The organism is Gilliamella sp. B2828, assembly GCF_026537125.1.
Classification (GTDB): domain Bacteria; phylum Pseudomonadota; class Gammaproteobacteria; order Enterobacterales; family Orbaceae; genus Gilliamella.
Genome location: NZ_JAFNMU010000010.1, coordinates 72,229 through 96,518, shown reverse-complemented (window position 1 = coordinate 96,518; position 24,290 = coordinate 72,229). Strand labels below are relative to the sequence as shown.

Here is a 24,290-nt window from a genome sequence, read left to right as displayed (position 1 = left end):
TTAAAGTTGTTTTACCATGGTCAACGTGGCCGATTGTACCAACGTTAACGTGGGGTTTTGTACGTTCAAATTTTTCTTTAGACATTGATTGTCCCTCAAATGTAATACAAATCGGTGGTGAATCACCACATTAACCAAGTATCATATTAAATTATCAACATAATACTAACTTAAAATTAGCTCTGAATAATAACAGATAAAGCTGTATAGTGACAAGCTTTAAAGCAGGCAAATTCGATATTTTTAGAAGTTTAGGAGAATAACAAGAATGGTGCTGATAGGCAGATTTGAACTGCCGACCTCACCCTTACCAAGGGTGCGCTCTACCAACTGAGCTATATCAGCAATTGGAGCGGGCAGCGGGAATCGAACCCGCATCATCAGCTTGGAAGGCTGAGGTAATAGCCATTATACGATGCCCGCATGTTCAAACTCGGCTACCTAAATGCTTCGATTAGCTATTGCTAATATCAGATTACATGGTGGTGGGGGAAGGATTCGAACCTTCGAAGTGTGACACGGCAGATTTACAGTCTGCTCCCTTTGGCCGCTCGGGAACCCCACCCCGAATCTTTATTAATTTGTCTACTTAGGAAAATGGTGCCGGCTGCCGGAATCGAACTGGCGACCTACTGATTACAAGTCAGTTGCTCTACCTACTGAGCTAAGCCGGCCTAAGTGCTGCGCATTATGTACTAGAACATTTAACCTTGCAAGCAAAAAAAACAAATTTTATTTTGTTTGCTTAAAAATAAATCAAAAAATACAAAAAAGCCTGAAATTTAGGCTATTTCAGGCTTTTTTTAGATCAAAAATAATGTATTAAATTATTTCTTTTTTGACGCTTTTTTCTTAGTACTTGCTACGCCTTTGGCTGCTGTATGTACAGCAACTTCCTCGCTAATATCTCCATTATCTTGATATGCACGACCATAATATGTATCAAGTAGGATTTGTTTTAATTCAGCAATTAGAGGATAACGTGGATTAGCACCCGTACATTGGTCATCAAAGGCATCAACAGCAAGTTGATCCACTTGGGCCAAGAAGGTCTTTTCATCCACACCAAACTCTTTAATTGAGAATGGAATATCAAGTTCTTTTCTTAATTGATCTAACCAACCAATTAATTTCTCAACTTTCTTCTCATCTTTATCAGCTACAGCAGTTAAACCTAAATGATCAGCTATCTCAGCATAACGGCTAACAGCTTTAGGATAACCATATTGGCTAAAGGTGCCTTGTTTAGTAGGTTTATTGGTTGCGTTAAAACGCACCACATTACTAATTAGCATTGCATTTGCCACCCCATGAGGAATATGGAATGCAGCACCAATCTTATGCGCCATAGAGTGACAAACACCTAAAAATGCTTGAGCAAAAGCAACACCAGCTAATGTTGCAGCACTATGTACTTTTTCTCGAGCCAGTGGATTTTTAGCCCCTTCTTTATAGCTAGCAGGTAAATAAGCTTTTAACATGCTTAATGCTTGTAATGCTTGCCCATCAGAAAACTCCGTTGCCATAATTGAAACATAAGCTTCTAAAGCATGAGTTACTGCATCATAACCACCCGCAGCACAAAGTGATTTTGGCATATTCATTACTAAGTTAGCATCAACAATAGCCATGTTTGGAGTAATTGCATAATCAGCTAAAGGATATTTTTGACCAGTAGCATCATCAGTAACTACAGCAAAAGGAGTCACTTCAGAACCTGTACCAGAAGTGGTTGTAACACAAATTAGTTTCGCTTTTTTACCCATATTAGGGAAATGGCAGGTACGTTTACGAATATCCATAAAGCGTAATGCTAGCTCATCAAATTTGGTCTCAGGGTGTTCATAAAGAACCCACATAATTTTAGCCGCATCCATTGGTGAACCACCACCTAAAGCAATAACAGTATCAGGTTGGAAGGATGTCATTGATTCAGTACCCTTTCGAACCACACTTAACGTTGGATCGGCTTCAACATCATAAAATGTTTCACAGATAACGCCTTGCGATTCTAATTGATCAGTGATTTGTTTTGAGTAACCATTGTTAAATAAGAATTTATCGGTTACTAAAAATACTCGTTTTGCGCCTTGTTCGACAACTTCACTTAAAGCAACAGGCAATGAGCCCCGTTTAAAATAGATAGAACTTGGTAATTTGTGCCATAACATGTTTTCTGCTCTCTTAGCGATGGTTTTTTTGTTTAGTAAGTGTTTCGGTCCAACATTTTCAGATACCGAGTTTCCACCCCAAGAACCACAACCTAATGTTAAAGATGGCGCTAAATCGAAGTTATACAAATCACCAATACCACCATGAGCAGCTGGTTGATTAATTAAAATACGGCAAGTTTTCATCTTACTGCCAAAATAATCAATACGATCACGGTTGCTATCTTGATCTGTATAAAGTACAGAGGTATGACCCATCCCCCCCATTTCTACTAATTTTTCCGCTTTCTCAACTGCTTCAGTAAAATCTTTTGCTCTAAACATTGCTAAAGTAGGGGAAAGTTTTTCATGCGCAAATGGCTCAGATAAATCAACTTTAGTTACTTCACCAACAAGTACTTTTGAACCTACCGGAGCTTTAAATCCTGCTAATTCTGCAATTTTAATAGCTGGTTGACCTACAATATTAGCATTTAAAGCGCCTTTATCATTTAATATAATGCCTTGTACTGCTCTAGTTTCTTTAGCATTTAAAACGTATGCACCATATTCTGATAATAAACTACGCACTTCATCATAAACAGAGTCAACTACAACGATCGCTTGTTCTGACGCACAAATCATACCATTATCGAATGTTTTAGACATCAGTACTGAAGCAACAGCTCGTTTCAAATCTGCCGTTTCATCAATAATTACTGGCGTATTACCTGCTCCAACACCTAGTGCTGGTTTACCAGAGCTGTATGCCGCTTTGACCATACCTGGTCCACCAGTCGCTAAAATAGCTGCAATATCATCATGATGCATCAAAGCATTAGACAATTCGATAGATGGCTCATCAATCCAACCAATAATATCTTTCGGTGCACCAGCTTTAATTGCGGCATTTAATACAATTTTGGCTGCTTCGATAGTGGATTTTTTTGCTCGAGGGTGAGGTGAAAAGACAATAGCATTGCGAGTTTTTAAACTGATTAACGATTTGAAAATTGCGGTAGAAGTTGGGTTGGTAGTTGGGACGATACCACAAATGATGCCCAAAGGTTCTGCTAAAGTAATAGTGCCAAATGGTTCGTTTTCAGCCACTACGCCACACGTTTTATCGTGACGATATTTATTTAATATATACTCTGCGGCAAAAAGATTTTTTATTACTTTATCTTCAACAATTCCCATTCCTGATTCTGCAACTGCTTGTTGTGCGAGAGGGATTCGAGCTGCGGCGGCCGCTGTTGCTGCTGCTACGAAGATTTTGTCGACTTGCTCTTGAGTATAATTTGAATAAGTTTCTTGTGCTTTCTTCACACGAGTCATTAACTCATTTAACTCATTCATATTAGTTACTGCCATAGATTTCTCCTTGAAATATAAAAAATAAACCGGGATCGTTTGGCGTCTTCCTTGAAACTTTTTAATGCTTAGACATAATTACAAAACGAAATTGGCATTATCGTAAATCAGATTTGCGCTTTATACAATAATATATGAACAAAAAAAAAGATTGTTTTTTAAATCAATAGATATATTTAGACTTTTAGAAGGTAAATAAAGAAAAATATTTACAATAGGAACTCAAAAGACAATTATTTTTAGTCAAACGTTAATTGTCCTTTAAAAGAATTTATTTTAAAAAAATAAAAACTATTTTTTTAAATTGAGAGAGATAATCATATGTTACATAATTTGTTCAATACATAACTCACAGCAACAAAACCAAACGTTGCTGTTACCGTTGTTATTGCTCCGAATCCTGATTCACAGTCCATTTTTTTATTACTGTCGGCTTGATTTTTAGCAAAACAAATCTGACCATTTTTAGTTGGATAAGTTAGCTGCTCAGTCGAAAATACGCAAGGGATGGAATATTTACCTTTACTGTCTTTATTAAGCTTATAATCATTTTTTAACTTTTCGCGTAATTTAGCCGCTAAAGGATCTTGAATGGTTTTTGCTAGATCAACAATCTTTATTTGTGTAGGATCTTTTTGACCTCCTGCCCCCCCTATTGTAATCATTTTTAATTTTTGACGCTTACAATAAGCAAGGACAGCTGCTTTATCACGAACGCTATCAATTGCATCGATAATATAATCATATCGTGGATTTTGTTTCGTTCCCAAATATTGGCTAACATTATCAATATTAATAAAATCATCGATTTCATTGACAATACATTCAGGATTAATTTGCAAAATTCGTTCTGCCATGACGGATGTTTTAGGTTTGCCAATATTAGATTTTAATGCGTGAATCTGACGATTAGTATTAGTAACACACACATCATCCATATCAATTAAGGTAATTTGCCCTATACCACTACGCGCGAGTGATTCAGCAACCCAAGAACCTACTCCGCCAATACCAATCACACAGACATGTGCACGAGAAAAAAAAGTTAATGCAGACTCACCATATAATCGTGCAACTCCGCTAAAACGTTGAAAATAAGATTCTGAAAATGTGTTTTGCATAATTACCATTCATCTATCAAATTATGCCAGCATACTAACAGCGCATAGATTCAAGCGCAATATGTTAACCAATCTCAATAGATGGTCTCCTCTACATGAGTAATAATCCTAAAATAGATGTTTAATTCTAACCGTTTCTCCATTATTTTTAGTATTTATTGTTACTCAACTGTTTTTTTTAAAGCTATTAATAACTTTTTAATTACTGTCCTTTTATAAAGGTGAGAACATTTACTTTTATTGTGGTTAGTTCTCGTCAAAATACGAATACAATCACAAATGATTATTTAGCAAAATTGATTAATTCATCAACCAGTTGCTGTGGTTCAATGGGGTTTATGATATCAAAAAAATCAGTATTTTTAGTATTGAGTCGATAGACTAAAGATTTTATTGTTACTAAACTGTTAGCCTCATCAAATTGTTGGACAAGAATATAACGTCTGTTTAATCTGGAATCAATACCATCAATATATTTGACGTTATTATAAAGTTTGATTTCTGGTTTTGGATTACCACGCGTTTTAGCTTGCCCAAGAAATATTTGCATGGCCTCTTTTTCATTAGCGACAACTTCATTAATAATTAAAATTCTTGCGTCATTCAAATCATTACTATAAAGCACGACATAATTATCAGTGAAATTCTGGATATTATTAGAATTGAACGCTTCAGTTTTTTCAAAATCGATAGTAAAAAATCGACTTTTCTCTGGTAACTTAAATTTTGACAAGACTTTATCAGATGATTGAATTGAAATTTCATCCGTTTTAGGTACAGATAACGCTTGATTAGTTGGCATGTTTATTAAAATGCATGCAGTAAAGATCGCTCCAAGATTTTTCATACTCTCTACTCTATTTATTCATCAAATCATCATGCTTGAAAATCGATTATAACCTTATTGTGCAAGTTAGCAATTTATATGAGAATCCCTTAACAAAAATTTTTCTAATATCAAACCAATGATTTAAATAAATTTTATCTTATTGAATTAATAATGTTTTTACACAAATACACCTATAACCTCAAACTTTTTTACAAACAGATGTTGTATTTTATTAAATAAATGGTTGAAAAGGTTGCTTCCTATGATGAGCAACCAAAGGGATATTATTTGTCATTAAATGTGTTCGTTTGATTTTTTAGTTTTACCTACAATAAATGCCATTAAACATGAACAATTAAAGAGGAAAAATCAATGCGTAAGCCTAAAAAATTACTTAATGATCCAAATAACATAAGGCAAGAAGTCATGCAAGGATTGGTCTATGCCTATAATGGTAAATTAACGGCTATTTCAGATTATTGTGCTGTTTATGGTAACCATATCTCAAACAAACAAGTGGTAGTTATTTCAGGAGGCGGTAGTGGTCATGAACCAACTTTTGCCGGTTTTATTGGTGAAGGAGGCATTGATGGTTGCGCATTAGGAGAAGTATTTACTTCACCATCACCAGACCAAATAATTGAACTCACGAAAGCCATTGAAAATGGTAAAGGTGTCCTTTTTTTATATGGTAACTATTCAGGTGACGGGATGAATTTTGATATTTCAGCCGAATTATTAGCGGAACAAAACATTGTCACTAAAACTGTTCGAGCAACCGATGATATTGCCTCTGCTCCTTTATCCAAGCTTTCTAACCGTCGTGGTGTAGCCGGTATTATGTTTTTATATAAAATTGCAGGTGCTGCATCTCAATTTGAGAAATACCATCTTGAAAATCTTTATCAAGTTGTATCAAAAGCTAACGTTAATGTTCGCACTATAGGTGTCGCACTTGATGGCTGTGCTTTACCTCAATCAAATAATTTTAATTTTGCATTGGATGAAAATGAAATCGAAATTGGGATAGGTATTCATGGTGAGGCAGGATTACATCGACAAGCTATGACACCAAGTGATGAAGTGGTCAAAGAGATGATAGATCGCCTGTGTGATGATTTACCTTTTCAAACAGGAGATCGTGTATGCGTACTGATTAACAATTTAGGGGCACTTAGTAATACAGAACTATTAGTGGTAACACGCAAAGTCGGAATTGAACTTAATAACCGAGGTATTATCAGCCACGATATTGCTGTCGGGCATTTTTGTACATCACTTGAAATGTCAGGTTTTTCAATCTCAGTAATGAAATTAGATGATGAATTGCAACGTCTTTATGATCTACCTTGTCAAACTCTTGGATGGAGAAAATAAAATGAATTTATCACACATTCGTAAAATAATGTTGTTTACTGCTCAAAGAATGGTCGAAATCGAACCAGAATTAACAGCTTTAGATCAAATAATTGGTGACGGTGATCATGGAATTGGGATAAAACGAGGATTCACATCTATCATTGAATTACTCCATGATGAGAATTTTCAACCTGAAGATATAGGTGATTTATTTACCCAAATTGGCACAAAATTAATGACAAGTATGGGCGGAGCTTCAGGTGCTATATTTGGAACATTATTTAGGACAGGCGGAAAAAGTATTGCTGGCACGATGGAATTAAACTCTGAACTCTTCGCTAAATTTCTTAATTCCGGTTGGCAAGGAGTATATCAACGTGGTAATGCAGAACCAGGAGATAAAACGATGGTAGATGCATTAGCAGCAGGTGCAAAAGCAGCCAATGAATTAACTTCACTTACACTTAATGAAGCGTTACCAACAATTGCTAAATCAGCAATGGAAGGCGCAGAAAAAACCAAACAAATGATTGCGGTATTTGGGCGGGCTAAAAATTTAGGCGACCGTACGATTGGGCATATGGATCCTGGGTCGGTTTCAATGGCATATATTTTAAAATACATGAATGAATGTATTCAAATGCAATAAATAACATAATCCGCTGGTCATCGGCGGATTTAAATAAATCACATTGAGTAAAAACAGTTTATAAAACTCCTATTGAGCAACAATAAAAAAGATCTTTCAGTTAATAGTATCAAAATAAATGAAAACATCTGCATTTTATAACGTAATGTTGAATTATTACGTTATAAAATAAAGAATATTAAACATTAGTTTTTAAATTTGATTTGTGAAGGATACGCCCAGTTTTGTAACTCTTCTGGTGGAAAACCGCCTGGATCTTTACCATCATTGATAAGCAATGCGTGATAATAAATTTCAGCCATTTCCTCAATATAAGCAGCTTTTAAAACAGCCTCATAAGGATCTTTATCCACAGCTATAGCGCCATGTTTTTCCATTAAAATCGCATCAGCACGTTTAATGGGTTCTATAACACTATGTGAAAGTTCCGTTGTTCCTGGTCTGCCGTAAGGTGCAACAGGGATAACGCCATCTTTTAAATTAAGAATAGTACATTCATAAACGACCGCTGGAATAGGTCTTGATAAGACTGCAAATGAAGTAGCAAAAATAGAGTGAGTATGTGATACAGCAAAAATATCTTCACGAGCTTTATAAATCTCAAGGTGCATTAAACATTCACTTGTAGGTCTTAATCCTGAATCAGCTTCAATAATATTACCATCAAGATCCATCACCACAATATCCCGAATGGTTAATAATTTTTTGTCAATGGTTGTTGGTGTTACCAGCACATACCCAGTTTGTTCATCTCTAACACTTGAGTTACCAGCTTTATGTTTACATAATCCCCATTCGCTGGATTTTTGTGCCATATCAACAACCTTCTGTTTTTGAATCTCTAACATTTTATGACTCCTGTTTTTGGCAAAATATTCATTGATAGTGTGCAAACAATTTCCTAATTTCATGGCTATCGTTTGCTTTTCGTATATTTGCTGCTCCGTCATGAAGTTCTAATAATTCATTTAATTGAGCTAAAGCTTTAAGATGTTTTTGTGGATTATTGGTCGCAAGAACAACGATTAAATCTGCTTGAATGTAACCACAAATATCAATTTTCTGGGGGAATTTAAGCAACGACATGGCTACTTTATTAACACCATCATCTATTCCAGCATGAGCAATAATTAAACCATCCACCAACATAATATAAGGTTGTTCAAATTGAATTTTGTTAACCATTCTTTCAAGATAACAACGCTCAATAGATTGATTACTTAAAAGTGGCTTAGCGGCTAGTTCAAGTGCATCTTGCCATGAAAGATCGACTAATTGCGCTATATTGATATGTTCTTGTTGCATTAAATCAGCAAGCGATGGAATTTCCTGTTGAGTAATGCGTAAAGGATTATCATTTACTTCATCGTTATACAAATATGCGGTTAACTCTTTTTGTAAAGCTTTTCGCTCTTTTATATTACTGAACTTTTCAATAATTAACATGAGCTCTTCAACTTGAATGATGCTTGGATCAATTCCTTGTAAAGTACCGATCACCTGATTACGAAAAGCATTTTTATGAAAATTATTAACGGAAGGATTAACAATAAATAAAAGTTTATCCGTCGATAAATATGATGTTGAAAACACAATATCATAATAATGATTATATTTTTCAAACTCACGTTTTGACATCGCATCGGAGAAATGCAATTCAGGTAGTAAGACCTGTAAAGTTAAATAAAGATAAGTTGAAACCGTTGCGCTATTTTCACAAACAACAATTGCGATTTTTTTGGTTTTAATTTGATTTATCAAACCTTCACGAGTTAACCAACCACCGAATAAAACCGTAATAAAAGCGACCTCTTCATCAGGCATGTTACCATGCAAAATTTTTTCAAATGGTGCGATGGCTTTTCGTACCATTTCATGCAAATGACCAAACTCTTGTAATACGATGTCATAGACACTATTAATATTGGTAATGTGGTAACGAATTCGATAATAGGCGGGTTTCCAATGTTGGTAAATGCGTTCAATAAGTTCACTTTTATCCTTAAAAGTAATACAGCTAATCTGCTCAAAATTATTAATCACTTCAACAGCGCTTTCCAATAAGACTGTATCTAAATGGAAATATTTATCGGATAACGTTTGGATATTTGAACTTTGCACAAGAATGGTTAAAAAAATCTGCTCATTTAAATCGGTAATACCAAATTTTTCAATCAACTTTTTCATCAGTTGAAAATCACGGCTATTAGCAACTTCAGCATAATTTTTTGGTAAATATTCAATTTTTTTATTCGATTCAATGCGCCTTAACATAAAACAAATAAAATAGGTCAGTTCTTGTAACTGCTCATCGGTAAAAATAATTTTTAATTTTTTCTCTATTTCACTAAATACTTGTCCTACTTGTTCTAATCCGCCTTGGGTAATAATATCATTTTGTTTAAAAATTTTATCTGCGATAGGCATACTGATAATTCTACGAATTAATTCCAGCAACAAATAACGCTTGTCAATTTCGTTACCGACAATTCTGTAACCATTTTCACGGTCGTAACTTATTTGAAGATGATATTGCACCATCATTATTTGTACTTTTTTTATGTCATTAATAACGGTATTTTGACTAACAGTAAGAGCGGAAGATAAATGTATCAAGGACAATCTTTCGGTTCGAGTTAATAAAAAGAACAAAAGCAAATGGACACGCTCATCTTCCGAATATATATAACGTCCGATAGTTTTGGAAACAGGTTCATCTCTAAATGTTTCAATGACATGTTTTGGTACACTAAATTTTCCTGTTTTAAAACGTTTAATTAATTCAAGATTAGAAGACTCAAGAAAATCATTAATTTTCTTAAAGGTATAACTAAGCTGTTTGCGTGTTAACCCAAATTCAGCTTGAAGTTCTACACCACTGATACTTGGATTTTGAATCAAGGCATTTAGGACAGTATGAATTCTCTTATCAACAACCATATCACAATTACCTTTTGTTCGTTGTCTGATGATCATTACCATCAGAGAGACCAAAAACTATTTCCAACGAAAGCTTAAATACTCATTTATCAATTATTTTTAGCTAAATCTTGTAGTGTTTCTCTGCGCAGCTCACGGGAATAAAAGAAATACCCGACACACCAATAGACAGCAAAAATTAAGGGTATAAAATAACCTTGCAAACATTGCCAAATAAAAGAAAACGCATAGGTAAAAATCGGTGCATCAATAGAGCTGTTTGAAATCAATTGATTGGCTGGAATATCAATTGCTTTTGTTGATAATCCTAAATCTGTAATAATAGGCGCAAATTGGGTACCAACAAATAAAAAAAATGGCACACCTATAATTGCTAAAATCACCATTCTTAAAGTATTACCTTTAGTCAAAATATAAGCTGGAACAATAAGAGCAATGTTAATAATGCCAGCAAATGGTAGAATTTTATTGCCCGGTAAAATAACTGCCCAAATTAAAGTAACCGGAATAGCAACAATTACACTAAACCAAATCTCACTAGCCCCGCCCATAAATGGCCAGTCCAAACCTACGAACAATTTCCGTCCAGAAAAACGCTTATTCATATAATCACTAATTGCTTCAGAAATTGGCGAGAGCGCTTGCATAAATAATTTAGAAATCATTGGAAATAACATCAATGCAGTAGCGGCTTGCACTCCTAACATTAAGATGGCTGCTACATCATAACCAGCAATAATTCCAAAGGTCACGCCTAATAAAAAACCAATAACATGATTTTCAGCAAAAATACCAATTTTGGCACGTAATGTTGCTGCATCCATCGGTTTATTTAAAATAGGGATTTTGCGAAGTAGCAGATCAAAAGGATAATAAATCGCACAGAAAAATAACATTCGATGGGTACACGTCACCCCAGGAATACCAGTTAATTTTTCAATACGATGTTGATTTATATCACCAGAATTGAGTTCCAATATGATTTGGAGTATGGCAATAATAAAAGCAAGAATTAATGCCACAAGAGGACCTAAAATAGGTGTAGCTACTGCGACAACAATAAATGCAGTAAAGATTTTGCCCCATACATTCCATAAATCAGCGTTAAATGTATCGGTCTTTCTTAAGACCAGCATTAAAATATTGACGCCCACTTGTAAAGGAAACATAAGAAAAGCATACGGCCAAGCCCAAGATACGTTTGCCATAGTCGTCCAACCGCCATCAACAATACTAAGCTCAATGCCTGTACGTTCCATCATTGTTTGTGCAGCTGAGCCAATGGCACCAACCATAAAACCAATCAACATACTCATACCCACAAATGCAACACCTAGCGTAATAGCGGCTGATGCGTCTTCTCTAAATTTCATTCGTACAATTAAGCCAGCAATAAGCATAATGAAAGGTACAAAGACTGGAGCACCTAAATTTAAAATATAATTTATCATTGTTGCAAGAAAGTCCATAATGCACTCCTATTTACAGGCATCGATAATTTTTTGTAACTCAGCTTCCATATTTATTCCCGTTAAAAATGCAATGCCATTAATTACTGGGATAGGATATTGTTTTTCAATTTTGGTTATCGCTATGTATGCCGCGCTATTTTTGATGTGAGCATCAACCGATTTTAGATCGACAACTTCGACCTTTATGTCATCAAGATTTCGTTCTTTTAATAAACGTGTAACTTTACTTGCAACAGTTTGAGATGTAGCAACTCCACTGCCACATGCAACAATAACTTTTTTCATATTGCCTCCTTATAGATTAATATTCGACGTTAGTAATGTAAAAACTTCATGTTTGTTTTTTGCATGAAAAAGCGACTCTAAAAAACCTGAATTGACAAAGTGGGACATTAATTTTTGTAACAAATCAATATGTCCATTTTTTTCATTAAATCCAAGTAAAAAAACAAAATTAGCATTTAAAACATGGTCGTTATTTGCCATTTCACACCATGGAATGGTTCCTTTGAGTCGAGTAAAAAAGATAAATGGCTTAATCACATGTTCAATGTCAGTATGAGGCATAGCAACGATATAAGGTTCAGTAGGTAAAGCGGTTGGGAATGAAGATTCTCTTTTTTTAATTGCCTCTAAGAAGGAGTGAGTAACATACTTTTTCTTTTTTAAGACAGAAAATGTGAATTCAAAAAATTGATTTGTATTTTGGAAGTCTTTATCTAAAAGAATCAAATCTTCAAAAAAAATTTGGTCGCTAGATTCATTCCCCATTTCATCCTCCATCATTCTGTGATCATCAAATTTTAAAATACTGATTGTTGGCTATTGCTTGAATTAAATAAGTACTGTTTAGATGTGATTGATTTTAGGAAATAAAAATAAAAGACACGAATGGATTTGATACCAAAAAGTCGCCATGATATTGCACATCATAGGGAGCGTTATAACTTCAGTGATAATAATTTTACCAAGCGAGTAAAAGATATTTCTGAAGGAAGAATAGAATATAAATCGGTTGACTTCCGTCTGCTTTTTACAGACGGTGTATAATATAAACAACCAATTTATTAAAAATGAATTAATTTTTAAATGAATGAATTGGAGCCGGAATTCGTCCACCACGATGGATAAAATCACTAGAGGAATATTTATTGACTGACATCACAGGTGCATGCCCAAGTAACCCACCGAATTCAATATTATCTCCGACTTTTAGACCAACCGCTGGAATAATTCGCACCGCGGTAGTTTTGTGATTAATAACACCAATAGCAGCTTCATCAGCGATAATTGCCGAAATGGTTTCAGCTGGAGTATCACCAGGAATGGCTATCATATCAAGCCCTACTGAGCAAACACACGTCATAGCCTCAAGTTTTTCCAAATTTAATGCGCCATTATTTACTGCATCAATCATCCCCGCATCTTCCGATACAGGAATGAAGGCGCCACTTAAGCCCCCCACATGCCCACATGCCATTACACCACCTTTTTTAACTGCATCATTTAGCATAGCCAGTGCTGCAATTGTTCCATGAGTGCCAACAGCTTCTAATCCCATTTCCTCTAAAATATGGGCAACAGAATCACCAATAGCAGGAGTTGGCGCTAAAGATAAATCAACAATACCAAATTTTACGCCTAAACGCTCTGATGCTTCTTTACCAACAAGCTGTCCCATTCGAGTAATTTTAAATGCGGTTTTTTTGATCGTTTCAGCAACAACATCAAACGGCTCACCTTTCACTTTTTCAAGCGCTCGTTTAACGACACCAGGACCACTGACCCCCACATTAATGACACAATCGGCTTCACCGACACCATGAAATGCCCCAGCCATAAAAGGATTGTCTTCAACCGCATTAGCAAATACCACTAATTTAGCACATGCCATACTGCTATTATCGGCTGTTAATGCCGCAGCTTCTTTAATGATCTGCCCCATTAATTTTACAGCATTCATGTTGATGCCTGTTTGCGTAGAGCCGACATTAACTGATGAACAGACTCTTTCTGTTTGTGCTAATGCTTGAGGAATTGATTTAATTAGAATTTCATCACCTTTATGGCATCCTTTTTGTACCAACGCTGAAAAACCACCAATAAAGTTAACCCCCACAGCTTTAGCTGCTGCATCAAGCGTTTTAGCAAATTCAACATAATCTTTATCGTCACTCGCTCCAGCAATTAACGAAATAGGGGTAACTGAAATGCGTTTATTAATAATTGGAATGCCAAATTCTGAAGTAATTTCATCCCCAACTTTAACCAGATTTTTAGCTAATCGCGTAATTTTTTTATAGATTTTTTGACGTGCTTTTTCACCATCACTGTCAATACAATCCAGAAGTGAAATACCCATGGTAATTGTACGAATATCGAGTTTTTCTTCCTCAATCATTTTAATCGTTTCGAGGATTTGTTTGGTTTCCATAAGTATTATCCTTTAATAAAGTACAAAATTTAAATTATAAATGATGCATTGCATCAAAAATTTCTTCCCGTTGAATATTCACTTTTACTTTTAGATTGTCGCCCGTTTGAGTCAATGCAGTCTTCACATCATCAAATGACATATCAATTTTCGATAAATCCAATAACATAATCATGGTAAAATATTCACCCATAATCGTTTGACTTACATCTAAAATGTTAATATTTAACTCATATAACTTCTGACTGATACCTGCAATAATCCCCGTTCGATCTTTACCGATTACCGTTAAAATAGTTTTCATAACACTCCCGCACAAATTTTACACAATCAAAAGACATTTCCTAAGCTAATTATAATAACATCTTCAAAAATTATCGAAATAGGAGTAGATTATTTTTTTAATTAAAAAATAAAAAATTATCACAATAAATAGAAAGGGCAGAATTATGGTAAATTTCCAAAAATCCAATAAATTGGATCATGTTTGTTATGACATACGTGGACCAATTCTTGAACATGCAAAGCGTCTCGAAGAAGAAGGTCAAACGATTCTTAAACTCAATATTGGAAATCCCGCCCCGTTTGGTTTTACCGCTCCAGATGAATTATTAGTTGATGTCATTCGCAATCTCCCCACTTCACAAGGATATTGTGATTCAAAAGGTCTCTATTCTGCTCGCAAAGCAATTATGCAACATTATCAATCGAGAGGAATTACAGATTTAGATGTTGAAGATATCTACATAGGAAATGGTGTTTCAGAATTAATCGTACAGTCAATGCAAGCACTACTCAATAATGGGGATGAAATTTTGGTTCCAATGCCTGATTATCCATTATGGACAGCCGCAATTAGTCTATCTGGAGGGAATGCAGTCCATTATCTCTGTGATGAAGAGTCCAATTGGTCACCCGATTTAGAAGACATTAAGCACAAAATTACTTCCAAAACAAAAGGAATTGTGATTATTAATCCCAACAATCCAACGGGTGCGGTTTACAGTAAGGAAGTGTTACTTGAGATTGCTGAAATTGCTCGACAAAATAATTTAATTATTTTCGCTGACGAAATTTACGATAAAATTTTATATGATGATGCTGTTCATCATTCAATTGCAGCCTTGGCTCCCGATCTTTTTGTCATAACCATGAGTGGTTTATCAAAGACGTATCGAACAGCAGGATTTCGACAAGGGTGGATGGCTCTTTGTGGACCAAAACAGCACGTAAAAGGCTATATTGAAGGTTTAAATATGCTGGCGTCAATGCGTTTATGTGCAAATGTGCCACTGCAACATGCCATTCAAGCTGCTTTAGGAGGATACCAAAGTATTAATGAGTTTATTGTTCCCGGAGGGCGACTCTACGATCAATGTATGTTGGCATGGCGATTACTCAATGATATCCCTGGCGTATCATGTACTAAACCACAAGGTGCTTTGTATTTGTTCCCAAAACTTGATCAGAAAAAATTCAATATTCATAACGATCAAAAATTAGTCTTAGATTTTTTACTGCAACAAAAAGTATTACTGGTACAAGGCACTGGATTTAACTGGCATCAACCTGATCATGTTAGGATTGTCGCCTTACCTCATATTGGTGAACTTGAAGATGCTATTGAAAGATTCGCTAAATTCTTATCTTCCTATAAACAATAAAATAACCCCAGTCACCGCTGGGGTTAGGATATCAAAATATTAAATTGGGTAATAAACCACATTAATTCTGTCAAGTGCTTTTCAATTTGTTTGATATTTAACCTTAATACTGTGAGTGACTGTTTATAAATAAGATCTACTTTTCTCATTGAGTAAGACTGATTATTTCCACTACATTGCTTTTCAACATCTCATCGTAACTATACTCAATATTAGAAAAGAACCGAACATTACTTAATAGATCAGGAGAAGAAAAATAAAATCACTGACGATGGTTTTTATCAATATAGAAAAATAATTGCATAAAAGTTAGATAAAAAACGCCATAAATGGCGCTTTTAAAAATAAAGGAGTTTTATTTTTTTATTTGGGCAATTTTTTTGCGGATATTTGCTGCACGGGATTTAGAAGATGGATGACTGCTTAATATTGAAGAATCTCCGCCACCTAATTTATCAAATGCAGTTGCAAGTCCTGATGGATTAATTTTTTTCTTAACTAAGTAATCAAATGCGTAATTATCAGCTTCTTGTTCTTGTTTTTGTGAGAATTGAGAATTAATTACTGTAGATGCTAAAGCACCTAATTTAGATTTAGAGATTGAAGAAACTGCTGCATTACCAGATGCAGATGCGGCATCTTGAGCAATTTCGGTTGCATAAGCAATTTGCATGGCTTTTTTACTATGACCTAAAGCAACATGACCTAATTCATGTCCTAAAACACCTTGAATTTCATTATCTGTCATTAAGTCCATCAAACCACTATAGACACGCACACAACCGTTCGCCATTGCCCAAGCATTAACGTCTTTAGTAATATATACTTTATAGTTAATAGGCGTACCATCAACTTTGTTACCCAAAGCTTTAACGATTTTCTTTAATCTTTTAGAGTAAGCGCTGTTTGCAGAAGCAACTTTTGACGTAGCATCCATTTGTGCACAAGAATCTTTACTTAATTGTTTAACATCAGCATCACTTAATGTTGCAGCTTTCAGACCTTTCATGCCAAGGTTAGCTAAATCATCTGGGTTCATATTACAACCAGTGAGAGACATGGTTGCAACTAGTGGTAAGGCAATTAATAATGTTTTTTGATGTTTTTTCATAATATTTTCCTTATTTCAATAATTATTTATATCCATCTAAACTAAAGATAAGTTAAGTTAGACGAAGAAATTTTAAACTAACTTTATTAATAATCAATAAATAATTGCTTGTTTTAACACTTGAAAAATATTTACTTGATTACTCAGTATATGAGATTTAGACTAGTCATCCATTTTTTAAGGTATAAACTTATGCAACTATCTGATTTCGATTTTACACTTCCTAAAGAACTCATTGCCAAATATCCATCAGAAACTCGAAGTGCATGCCGACTTTTATCGCTTGATGGAAAGACAGGTAAGATTAGCCATGGCATTTTTACTGACATTATAGACAGAATTAATCCCGGCGATTTACTTATTTTTAATAACACACGAGTCATACCAGCACGTGTTTTTGGGAAAAAAATATCTGGCGGTAAAATTGAAATACTCATTGAACGATTATTAGATGGAAATCGTGCACTTGCACATATAAAAGCGTCAAAATCACCTAAAGAGGGAATGGAATTAATCTTAGGAGAAAACTCAACTGTTACTGTAACTATGGTAACTCGTCATGATAGTCTTTTTGAACTACAATTTCCGGACGACGTACTTACCATTTTGAATCAAATTGGACATATCCCTTTACCTCCTTATATTGATAGACCTGACGATGACCAAGATCGTGAAGTTTACCAAACAGTCTACAATAAAGTACCTGGAGCAGTTGCAGCGCCTACGGCTGGACTTCATTTTGATGAAAGTTTATTAGAAAAACTGAATCAAAAAGGGGTTGAAATGGCTTTTGTCACTTTACATGTTGGTGCAGGAACATTTCAACCGGTAAGAGTTGAAAATATCGAAACGCACATTATGCACGCAGAATACGCGGAGGTTTCCGAAGAAGTTGTCAAAGCGGTATTAGCCTGCAAAGCCAGAGGTAATAAAGTTATCGCTGTGGGTACCACTTCGGTTAGAGCACTTGAAAGCGCCGCACAAAAAACCGGAGAAATTGCTCCTTTTTTTGCTGATACACAGATATTTATTTATCCTGGTTACCACTTTAATGTCATTGATTCACTGATCACAAATTTTCATCTGCCTGAATCAACATTAATTATGCTTGTATCAGCATTTGCAGGATATGAAAACACAATGAATGCTTATCAGGAAGCTGTCAAGCAACAGTATCGATTCTTTAGTTATGGTGATGCTATGTTTATCACCAAACAATCTAATGAATAATTCTATAATCTTATCGATATTTAATGAAAAGTTGCTTAATCAAGCGGATAGGTCAAATTTGATTGGTAACTTTTCCAATAAATCAATTTTACTATCTATTGATTATCTAATTTATCTAAAATATTATTAATACGATACAAATTTGAAGGATGAGATGTTGGATGCTCTGATGCATGAATAGGCATTTTAAATAACATATTTACCAAACCTCTTGGATCAATTTTTTCTTTTAATAACAGATTAAGAGCATACTCGTCAGCCTCAATTTCATACTTTTGAGCAATCTCTTGTTTTACAATGATAACAATTTCATTAGCTTTATCGGTAACTTCAATATACGGGGCTTGTCGAAATGATTGAATAGCATGGTTAAGTGCAATATGTCCGTGCTCATGCGCCAATACAGCTTGCAATTCATTATCCGTTAATAATTTCATTAATCCACTGTTCACTCGAACACAACCATTTGCTGTAGACCATGCATTAGGTTCAGTATTTAAATAGACTTTATAATTTACTTTTATGTTATGAATATTATTAGGCAATGTTTCAGCTATTTTAGTTAACCGTTTACTTAAAGCATGATGATTAGCTGCAATCGTTGCCTTATTATCCATTTCATTACACGCTTGCTTGCTAATTGCTAGAATATCTTGTTCAGATAAAATTTTTACTGCTTCAGATGGTATGCGTTTAGGCATACAATATTTTCTGTTATTTTGACATGCGGTCGACAAAAATATTAATGATAATAAAAATAACAATATCACATAATTCACAATTCTAAAAATCCCATCAAAAGTTGTTAATTCAAGTCAAGCACGATAAACTAGGCATCGCAATGTAATAATACACAACGCATTATATCAATAATACGCGCCAAACTGTTTATTTGGTCGCAAGAGGTAAATAAATGAAATTTGAATTAGATAATACCGACGGCTTAGCTCGTCGTGGGCGTATGAAATTCGATCGTCGTGGAGTCGAATATACGGTAGAAACCCCTGCATTTATGCCTGTCGGAACTTATGGAACGGTAAAAGGTATGACACCGGAAGAAGTCGCCGCAACGGGAGCTCAAATCTTATTAGGTAACACTTTCCATTTATGGCTAAGACCAGGTCAAGAAATCATGCGTAAACATGGTGATCTGCATGATTTTATGCAATGGCATGGCCCAATCTTAACCGATTCAGGTGGTTTTCAGGTATTTAGTTTAGGTGATATTCGCAAAATTAAAGAAGAAGGTGTCTATTTTAGAAATCCAATCAATGGAGACAAAATCTTTTTATCTCCAGAAATTTCTATGGAAATCCAATATGATCTTGGTTCTGATATCGTCATGATATTTGACGAGTGTGCGCCATATCCTGCCGAATGGGATTATGTCAAAAAATCAATGGAAATGTCACTACGTTGGGCCAAACGAAGCAGAAAACGCTTTGATGAACTAGGCAATAAAAATGCTCTATTTGGCATTGTTCAAGGTGGTATCCATCAAGAATTACGAGACATCTCAATTAAAGGATTAACGGAAATTGGTTTTGATGGTTATGCCGTTGGTGGTCTTGCAGTTGGGGAACCTAAAGCGGATATGCATCGTGTTTTGGAAGGTACATGCCCGCAGTTGCCGATTGATAAACCTCGTTATTTGATGGGTGTTGGTAAACCTGAAGATTTAGTTGAAGGTGTTCGCCGCGGCATTGATATGTTTGATTGCGTAATGCCAACACGTAATGCACGCAATGGTCATCTCTTTGTAACCAATGGTGTAATCAAAATCCGTAATGCCAAATATAAAGACGATACGACACCGCTCGATCCTCAATGTGATTGTTACACATGTAAAAATTATACAAAATCTTATCTGCACCACTTAGATAAATGTGGGGAAATTTTAGGTGCACGATTAAATACTATTCATAATTTGCGTTATTACCAACGTCTAATGGCAGAGATCCGTGAAGCTGTAGCAAACAAACGTTATGAAGAATTTGTTATCGAATTTTATCAACGTATTGGTAAAACGCCTGCCCCATTTACAAAATCTGAAAATAACTAGCATATTTTTTTAGGTAAGTATTGACACTTTTTTGTTAGCGCAGTATTATGCGCTTCCTAACGGCGAGTAGCGCAGCTTGGTAGCGCAACTGGTTTGGGACCAGTGGGTCGGAGGTTCGAATCCTCTCTCGCCGACCAATTTCAAATAAAAAAGCCTACTCAGTAAGTGGGCTTTTTTATTATCTGTATTTTGACAGGATGAGAACTGATTAGAGGTTCGAGTCGAGTGTAATATAATTTAAATCATCTATCTTATAAAACTAGTTAAACACTAGCCCGCAATCGAATGACTGGAGCTAATTCGGACAAATCTGTTTTTTCTGATGCTTTTTTATTCTTCAAACTATCTAATAACAAAGTGGCCGTATATTCACCGATCTTTTTATATGGTAAAGCGATGGTTGTTAATGCAGGAAAACTCACTTGGCTGAACTCATTATCACCAAAACCACTTACCGCTAACTGATGAGGTACTCGAATATGACGACGTTGGCATTCATACAGGACACCACAAGCTAATTCATCGGAAGTACAAATTAATGCGTCCAATTCTGGCCAATTTAATAACATATCAGGTAATAACTCACTTCCAGTGCTAAAATTAGCTGGTTTAGCGGCATTAATAATTCGATACGTAGGAAGATGATAGACCAACATTGCTTTATGCCATCCGTGTAAACGCTGTTGAAAAATTTGATATTCTTGGTTAGCACAAAGTAAACCAATGTATTGATAACCTTTTTTAATTACATGTTCAGTTAGCATATACATAGCCAAACTGTCATCTATTCCAATATTTATATTGGTTAATCCATCATAATTCTTACCAATATTCAAAATAGGAACAATTTTATTTTTCAAAATCTGCTTAACAAAACCTTCATCTTCAAATTGGAATAGTAAAATTGCTTCAAGATTGTGACTATATATAGCATCTAACATTTGTGATTCAAATTTGTAATAATGATAAGATTCAATGATTAAGGTTGTATACCCCGCTTTTGCTAAGTGTGTTTGAAGCGAATTTAACCATAGTTGAGCTGAATGATCATATATTTTAGTCGTGATAACAGCAATAACTCGATTCGCTGATGCGGAAGCTAACAAACTTGCTGCAATATTGGGTTTATATCCTAACGTATCAACAGCAATTTGAATTTTTTGGCGAAGTTTATCTGAAACTCGATCTGGGGTTCGTAAAGCTCTGGATACGGTCATTGTTCCGACACCTGCATATTTAGCAACATCAAATAAAGTAATTTGTCCCGTTGTTTTACGCTTCTTTATTTCTTGCATCTTTTATTCCGATTGAATTTAATCTAAACTTTTACTAATAAATGTTATATTAATGACAGCAAAACACGAAAAATAGACAGCATATAATCAATAATATATAAGTGTGATAGCTTCATTTGAACTCACTCTGATTTACATAATACTATTACGTCTAAATAACTATTTTATGTTCGTCGTATTAAAAATGTTATCTCCATCACAAAATAAGAAAAATTTTCATCAACTTTGATAGCGCTATCACATTTCTATTTTTTTTTTATTTCTATTCTTATTTAGTATGTTAGTTTTTAAAGTAACTATTATTGATATCGGTTTTAATGGAGGAAAAATGTTAGGTAAATGGTTAACCAGCCAAGCAGTCAACATTGTCGATTCTGTTCAAGATTGGAAAGAAGCGATACAAATTTGTGCAAAACCATTATTAGAAAATAATGCCATTTCACCCAATTATGTCCAAGCAATTATTCAATTGCATGAATCAATTGGACCTTACTACGTATTGGCGCCTGGCATTGCCATGCCACATGCCAGACCGGAGCAAGGTGTCAATCAATTAGGGTTATCTATGCTATTGGTCAAACAAGGAGTGAAATTCAATTCAACAGAAAATGACCCCGTATATTTAATTACTTTGTTAGCCGCTAGTGACAGTACAAGCCATATTGAAATATTAACTCAATTAGCTGGTCTGTTTAGTGAATCAAACGATATGCAGACAATTTTTAAGGCACAAAACAGTGATCAAATTTTGGCTGTAATCAATCGCTATTAAATTTAATAACATTAAGAAAGGGATAAATAAAATGAAAATTATGGCAGTTTGTGGTTCAGGTCTTGGTAGCAGTTTTATGGTTGAAATGAATATCAAAAAAGTTCTAAAAAAATTAAGTATTGAAGCAGAAGTAACACATGCAGATCTTGCCTCAGCAACACCTGAACAGGCTGATGTATTTGTTATGACCAAAGATTTAGCAGACAGCTCTGGCATTCCTAGTAATAAACTTGTGGTTCTAAATAATATAATTGATATCAATGATTTGGAATCCAAGCTCGTTGAACATTTTGCTAAGCAATAATCGGATAATGAGGTGTTGCGATGATTCAAGAAGTTGTTAAATTTATCGTTGATATTTTAAAAGTACCTGCTGTGTTAGTTGGCATGATTGCTATGGTTGGGTTAATCGCCCAACGCAAATCATTTGCTGATACGGTAAAAGGAACGGTTAAAACGATTTTAGGATTTTTAGTTTTAGGCGGTGGTGCAAGCGTACTCATCAGTGCAATTACACCCTTAGGCATGATGTTTGAGCAAGCCTTTAAATTACAAGGCATCATTCCTAATAATGAAGCAATTGTATCGATGGCATTAAATGAATATGGAGCAGCAACAGCATTGATTATGGCTTTTGGGATGATTGCGAATATTGTTGTTGCGCGTTTTACATGTTTAAAATTTATCTTTCTAACTGGGCATCATACATTTTATATGGCGTGTATGATCAGCATTATTCTAACTGTTGCAGGTTTTGAAGGATGGCAATTAGTCTTTACTGGAGCATTAGTACTAGGGTTAATAATGGCATTTTTCCCTGCGATAGCTCAACCTTATATGTGTAAAATTACAGGTAATAATGATGTTGGATTTGGTCACTTTGGTACCTTAGGTTATGTATTAGCGGGAGCGTTTGGTCAAGTCGTAGGTAAAAACTCTCGATCAACAGAAAAGATGAATTTACCTAAAAATCTCAGTTTTTTACGTGATAGCTCAATTTCAATCTCATTAACAATGATGATTATCTATTTAATTCTTGCCATTTTTGCAGGACCTGATTATATCCAAACAACATTAAGTAATGGTGATAATTACCTCGTTTATGCAATTATCGAAGCAATTACCTTTGCAGCTGGTGTATTTATTATTCTACAAGGCGTACGCTTAATTCTTGCTGAAATTGTCCCTGCATTTACAGGTTTTTCAGAAAAACTTGTGCCAAATGCCAAACCAGCTTTAGATTGTCCAGTTGTTTTCCCATATGCACCTAATGCCGTATTAATTGGTTTTTTATTTAGTTTCCTTGGTGGATTAGTTGGTCTATTTGTATTAGGTCAGTTAAATGCTGTATTAATTCTACCTGGCGTGGTTCCTCATTTCTTCTGTGGCGCAACGGCAGGTGTCTTCGGTAATGCAATGGGCGGACGTCGAGGTGCTATACTTGGTGCATTTGCTAACGGTTTATTAGTCACATTTTTACCGGTACTTTTATTACCTGTTTTAGGTTCACTTGGTTTTGCAAATACGACTTTCTCAGATGTTGATTTCTGTGGAATTGGTATTATCTTGGGTAATATGGCTAAATGGTTCAATAAAGACATAATAATGGTGATTATTATTGCTATCTTTACGCTATTGGTCATCCACAATTACTTGTTTAACCATAAAAGAACGGCAAATGATTAAAGCGTAAAAGTTTCTAATTAATACAAGATAACAATTCAATGACCAGATCAAATGGTCTGGTAGGTTTTTATAAGTACAGTAACAGCACAATTAAAATTACAACTCATGAACTAACTTATATTTATATCATTCTTTAATTTGT

At 34.8% G+C, this 24,290-nt stretch carries 22 protein-coding genes and 5 tRNA genes; 9 read left to right on the top strand and 18 right to left on the bottom strand.

Annotated elements, in window-relative coordinates:
- From J3U19_RS09325 to J3U19_RS09290, 8 genes are all read right to left on the bottom strand, one after another.
- Window positions 1-85 (bottom strand): GTP-binding protein (locus J3U19_RS09325; protein WP_010312103.1); only part of this gene is annotated, 85 nt, incomplete at its 3' end.
- A gap of 184 nt (window positions 86-269) precedes the next feature.
- Window positions 270-345: transfer RNA gene (locus J3U19_RS09320), tRNA-Thr, on the bottom strand.
- Between the two features lie 3 nt (window positions 346-348).
- Window positions 349-423: transfer RNA gene (locus J3U19_RS09315), tRNA-Gly, on the bottom strand.
- Between the two features lie 57 nt (window positions 424-480).
- Window positions 481-565 (bottom strand) — tRNA-Tyr (locus J3U19_RS09310).
- Window positions 566-598: 33 nt separating this feature from the next.
- Window positions 599-674, bottom strand: a tRNA-Thr gene (locus tag J3U19_RS09305).
- Window positions 675-827: 153 nt separating this feature from the next.
- The gene (gene adhE, locus J3U19_RS09300; RefSeq protein WP_267346133.1) at window positions 828-3,524 is read right to left on the bottom strand and encodes a bifunctional acetaldehyde-CoA/alcohol dehydrogenase; all 2,697 of its coding nucleotides are present in this window, start codon (window positions 3,522-3,524) and stop codon (window positions 828-830) included.
- A gap of 317 nt (window positions 3,525-3,841) precedes the next feature.
- Window positions 3,842-4,645: a tRNA cyclic N6-threonylcarbamoyladenosine(37) synthase TcdA gene (gene tcdA / locus J3U19_RS09295; protein ID WP_267341688.1), complete on the bottom strand. Its 804-nt coding sequence runs from the start codon at window positions 4,643-4,645 to the stop codon at window positions 3,842-3,844.
- A gap of 283 nt (window positions 4,646-4,928) precedes the next feature.
- Window positions 4,929-5,492: a hypothetical protein gene (locus J3U19_RS09290; RefSeq protein WP_267341687.1), complete on the bottom strand. Its 564-nt coding sequence runs from the start codon at window positions 5,490-5,492 to the stop codon at window positions 4,929-4,931.
- A gap of 354 nt (window positions 5,493-5,846) precedes the next feature.
- Here J3U19_RS09290 and J3U19_RS09285 point away from each other — a divergent pair, with 354 nt between their 5' ends.
- Both J3U19_RS09285 and dhaL read left to right on the top strand, forming a co-directional pair.
- On the top strand, window positions 5,847-6,851 hold the full coding sequence (locus J3U19_RS09285; RefSeq protein ID WP_267346132.1) for a dihydroxyacetone kinase subunit DhaK: 1,005 nt from the start codon (window positions 5,847-5,849) through the stop codon (window positions 6,849-6,851).
- A gap of 1 nt (window position 6,852) precedes the next feature.
- On the top strand, window positions 6,853-7,482 hold the full coding sequence (dhaL, locus tag J3U19_RS09280) for a dihydroxyacetone kinase subunit DhaL (RefSeq protein ID WP_267341683.1): 630 nt from the start codon (window positions 6,853-6,855) through the stop codon (window positions 7,480-7,482).
- Between the two features lie 185 nt (window positions 7,483-7,667).
- On the opposite strand, the gene J3U19_RS09275 is transcribed toward dhaL, so the two are convergent.
- From J3U19_RS09275 to J3U19_RS09245, 7 genes are all read right to left on the bottom strand, one after another.
- Entirely contained in the window at window positions 7,668-8,330 is a 663-nt protein-coding gene (locus J3U19_RS09275) for a class II aldolase/adducin family protein (RefSeq protein ID WP_267346131.1), read from the bottom strand.
- A 28-nt stretch (window positions 8,331-8,358) separates the two neighbouring features.
- Complete coding sequence (locus tag J3U19_RS09270) at window positions 8,359-10,464, bottom strand: BglG family transcription antiterminator (protein ID WP_267346130.1); 2,106 nt, start codon at window positions 10,462-10,464, stop codon at window positions 8,359-8,361.
- Between the two features lie 47 nt (window positions 10,465-10,511).
- Window positions 10,512-11,891: a PTS galactitol transporter subunit IIC gene (locus tag J3U19_RS09265; RefSeq protein WP_267341679.1), complete on the bottom strand. Its 1,380-nt coding sequence runs from the start codon at window positions 11,889-11,891 to the stop codon at window positions 10,512-10,514.
- 9 nt (window positions 11,892-11,900) lie between these two features.
- Complete coding sequence (locus tag J3U19_RS09260) at window positions 11,901-12,179, bottom strand: PTS sugar transporter subunit IIB (RefSeq protein ID WP_267341677.1); 279 nt, start codon at window positions 12,177-12,179, stop codon at window positions 11,901-11,903.
- Between the two features lie 9 nt (window positions 12,180-12,188).
- On the bottom strand, window positions 12,189-12,665 hold the full coding sequence (locus J3U19_RS09255; protein ID WP_267346128.1) for a PTS sugar transporter subunit IIA: 477 nt from the start codon (window positions 12,663-12,665) through the stop codon (window positions 12,189-12,191).
- Window positions 12,666-12,972: 307 nt separating this feature from the next.
- Window positions 12,973-14,328: a PFL family protein gene (locus tag J3U19_RS09250; RefSeq protein WP_267341674.1), complete on the bottom strand. Its 1,356-nt coding sequence runs from the start codon at window positions 14,326-14,328 to the stop codon at window positions 12,973-12,975.
- Window positions 14,329-14,362: 34 nt separating this feature from the next.
- On the bottom strand, window positions 14,363-14,632 hold the full coding sequence (locus J3U19_RS09245) for an ACT domain-containing protein (RefSeq protein WP_267341672.1): 270 nt from the start codon (window positions 14,630-14,632) through the stop codon (window positions 14,363-14,365).
- Window positions 14,633-14,777: 145 nt separating this feature from the next.
- Here J3U19_RS09245 and J3U19_RS09240 point away from each other — a divergent pair, with 145 nt between their 5' ends.
- Window positions 14,778-15,992: a pyridoxal phosphate-dependent aminotransferase gene (locus J3U19_RS09240; RefSeq protein ID WP_267341670.1), complete on the top strand. Its 1,215-nt coding sequence runs from the start codon at window positions 14,778-14,780 to the stop codon at window positions 15,990-15,992.
- 355 nt (window positions 15,993-16,347) lie between these two features.
- Here J3U19_RS09240 and J3U19_RS09235 read toward each other — a convergent pair whose 3' ends face one another.
- Window positions 16,348-17,103, bottom strand: coding sequence for a M48 family metalloprotease (locus J3U19_RS09235; protein WP_267346127.1), 756 nt, complete (start codon window positions 17,101-17,103; stop codon window positions 16,348-16,350).
- Between the two features lie 192 nt (window positions 17,104-17,295).
- On the opposite strand from J3U19_RS09235, the gene queA reads away from it, so the two are divergent.
- Window positions 17,296-18,333 (top strand): tRNA preQ1(34) S-adenosylmethionine ribosyltransferase-isomerase QueA, encoded by a 1,038-nt coding sequence (gene queA / locus J3U19_RS09230; protein WP_267346125.1) that lies wholly within the window; start codon window positions 17,296-17,298, stop codon window positions 18,331-18,333.
- A gap of 95 nt (window positions 18,334-18,428) precedes the next feature.
- On the opposite strand, the gene J3U19_RS09225 is transcribed toward queA, so the two are convergent.
- Window positions 18,429-19,034 carry a M48 family metalloprotease gene (locus J3U19_RS09225; RefSeq protein WP_267341666.1) on the bottom strand — a complete coding sequence of 202 codons (606 nt, stop codon included), beginning with the start codon at window positions 19,032-19,034 and terminating at the stop codon, window positions 18,429-18,431.
- 212 nt (window positions 19,035-19,246) lie between these two features.
- Between J3U19_RS09225 and tgt the strand changes: the two genes are divergently transcribed.
- Window positions 19,247-20,395 (top strand): tRNA guanosine(34) transglycosylase Tgt, encoded by a 1,149-nt coding sequence (gene tgt, locus J3U19_RS09220; RefSeq protein WP_267341665.1) that lies wholly within the window; start codon window positions 19,247-19,249, stop codon window positions 20,393-20,395.
- A 60-nt stretch (window positions 20,396-20,455) separates the two neighbouring features.
- A tRNA-Pro gene (locus J3U19_RS09215) sits at window positions 20,456-20,532 on the top strand.
- 126 nt (window positions 20,533-20,658) lie between these two features.
- On the opposite strand, the gene J3U19_RS09210 is transcribed toward J3U19_RS09215, so the two are convergent.
- A complete protein-coding gene (locus J3U19_RS09210; RefSeq protein ID WP_267341664.1) occupies window positions 20,659-21,690 on the bottom strand; it encodes a LacI family DNA-binding transcriptional regulator in 1,032 nt (343 codons plus the stop codon).
- Between the two features lie 328 nt (window positions 21,691-22,018).
- On the opposite strand from J3U19_RS09210, the gene J3U19_RS09205 reads away from it, so the two are divergent.
- Genes J3U19_RS09205 through J3U19_RS09195 form a run of 3 tightly spaced genes read left to right on the top strand, consistent with a single transcriptional unit; the run spans window position 22,019 to window position 24,148 of the window.
- Window positions 22,019-22,462 carry a PTS sugar transporter subunit IIA gene (locus tag J3U19_RS09205; RefSeq protein WP_267341663.1) on the top strand — a complete coding sequence of 148 codons (444 nt, stop codon included), beginning with the start codon at window positions 22,019-22,021 and terminating at the stop codon, window positions 22,460-22,462.
- A gap of 31 nt (window positions 22,463-22,493) precedes the next feature.
- On the top strand, window positions 22,494-22,766 hold the full coding sequence (locus J3U19_RS09200; protein ID WP_267341661.1) for a PTS sugar transporter subunit IIB: 273 nt from the start codon (window positions 22,494-22,496) through the stop codon (window positions 22,764-22,766).
- A gap of 20 nt (window positions 22,767-22,786) precedes the next feature.
- Window positions 22,787-24,148, top strand: a complete 1,362-nt coding sequence (locus J3U19_RS09195) for a PTS ascorbate transporter subunit IIC (RefSeq protein WP_267346124.1) — start codon at window positions 22,787-22,789, stop codon at window positions 24,146-24,148.
- Window positions 24,149-24,290: the final 142 nt, after the last annotated feature.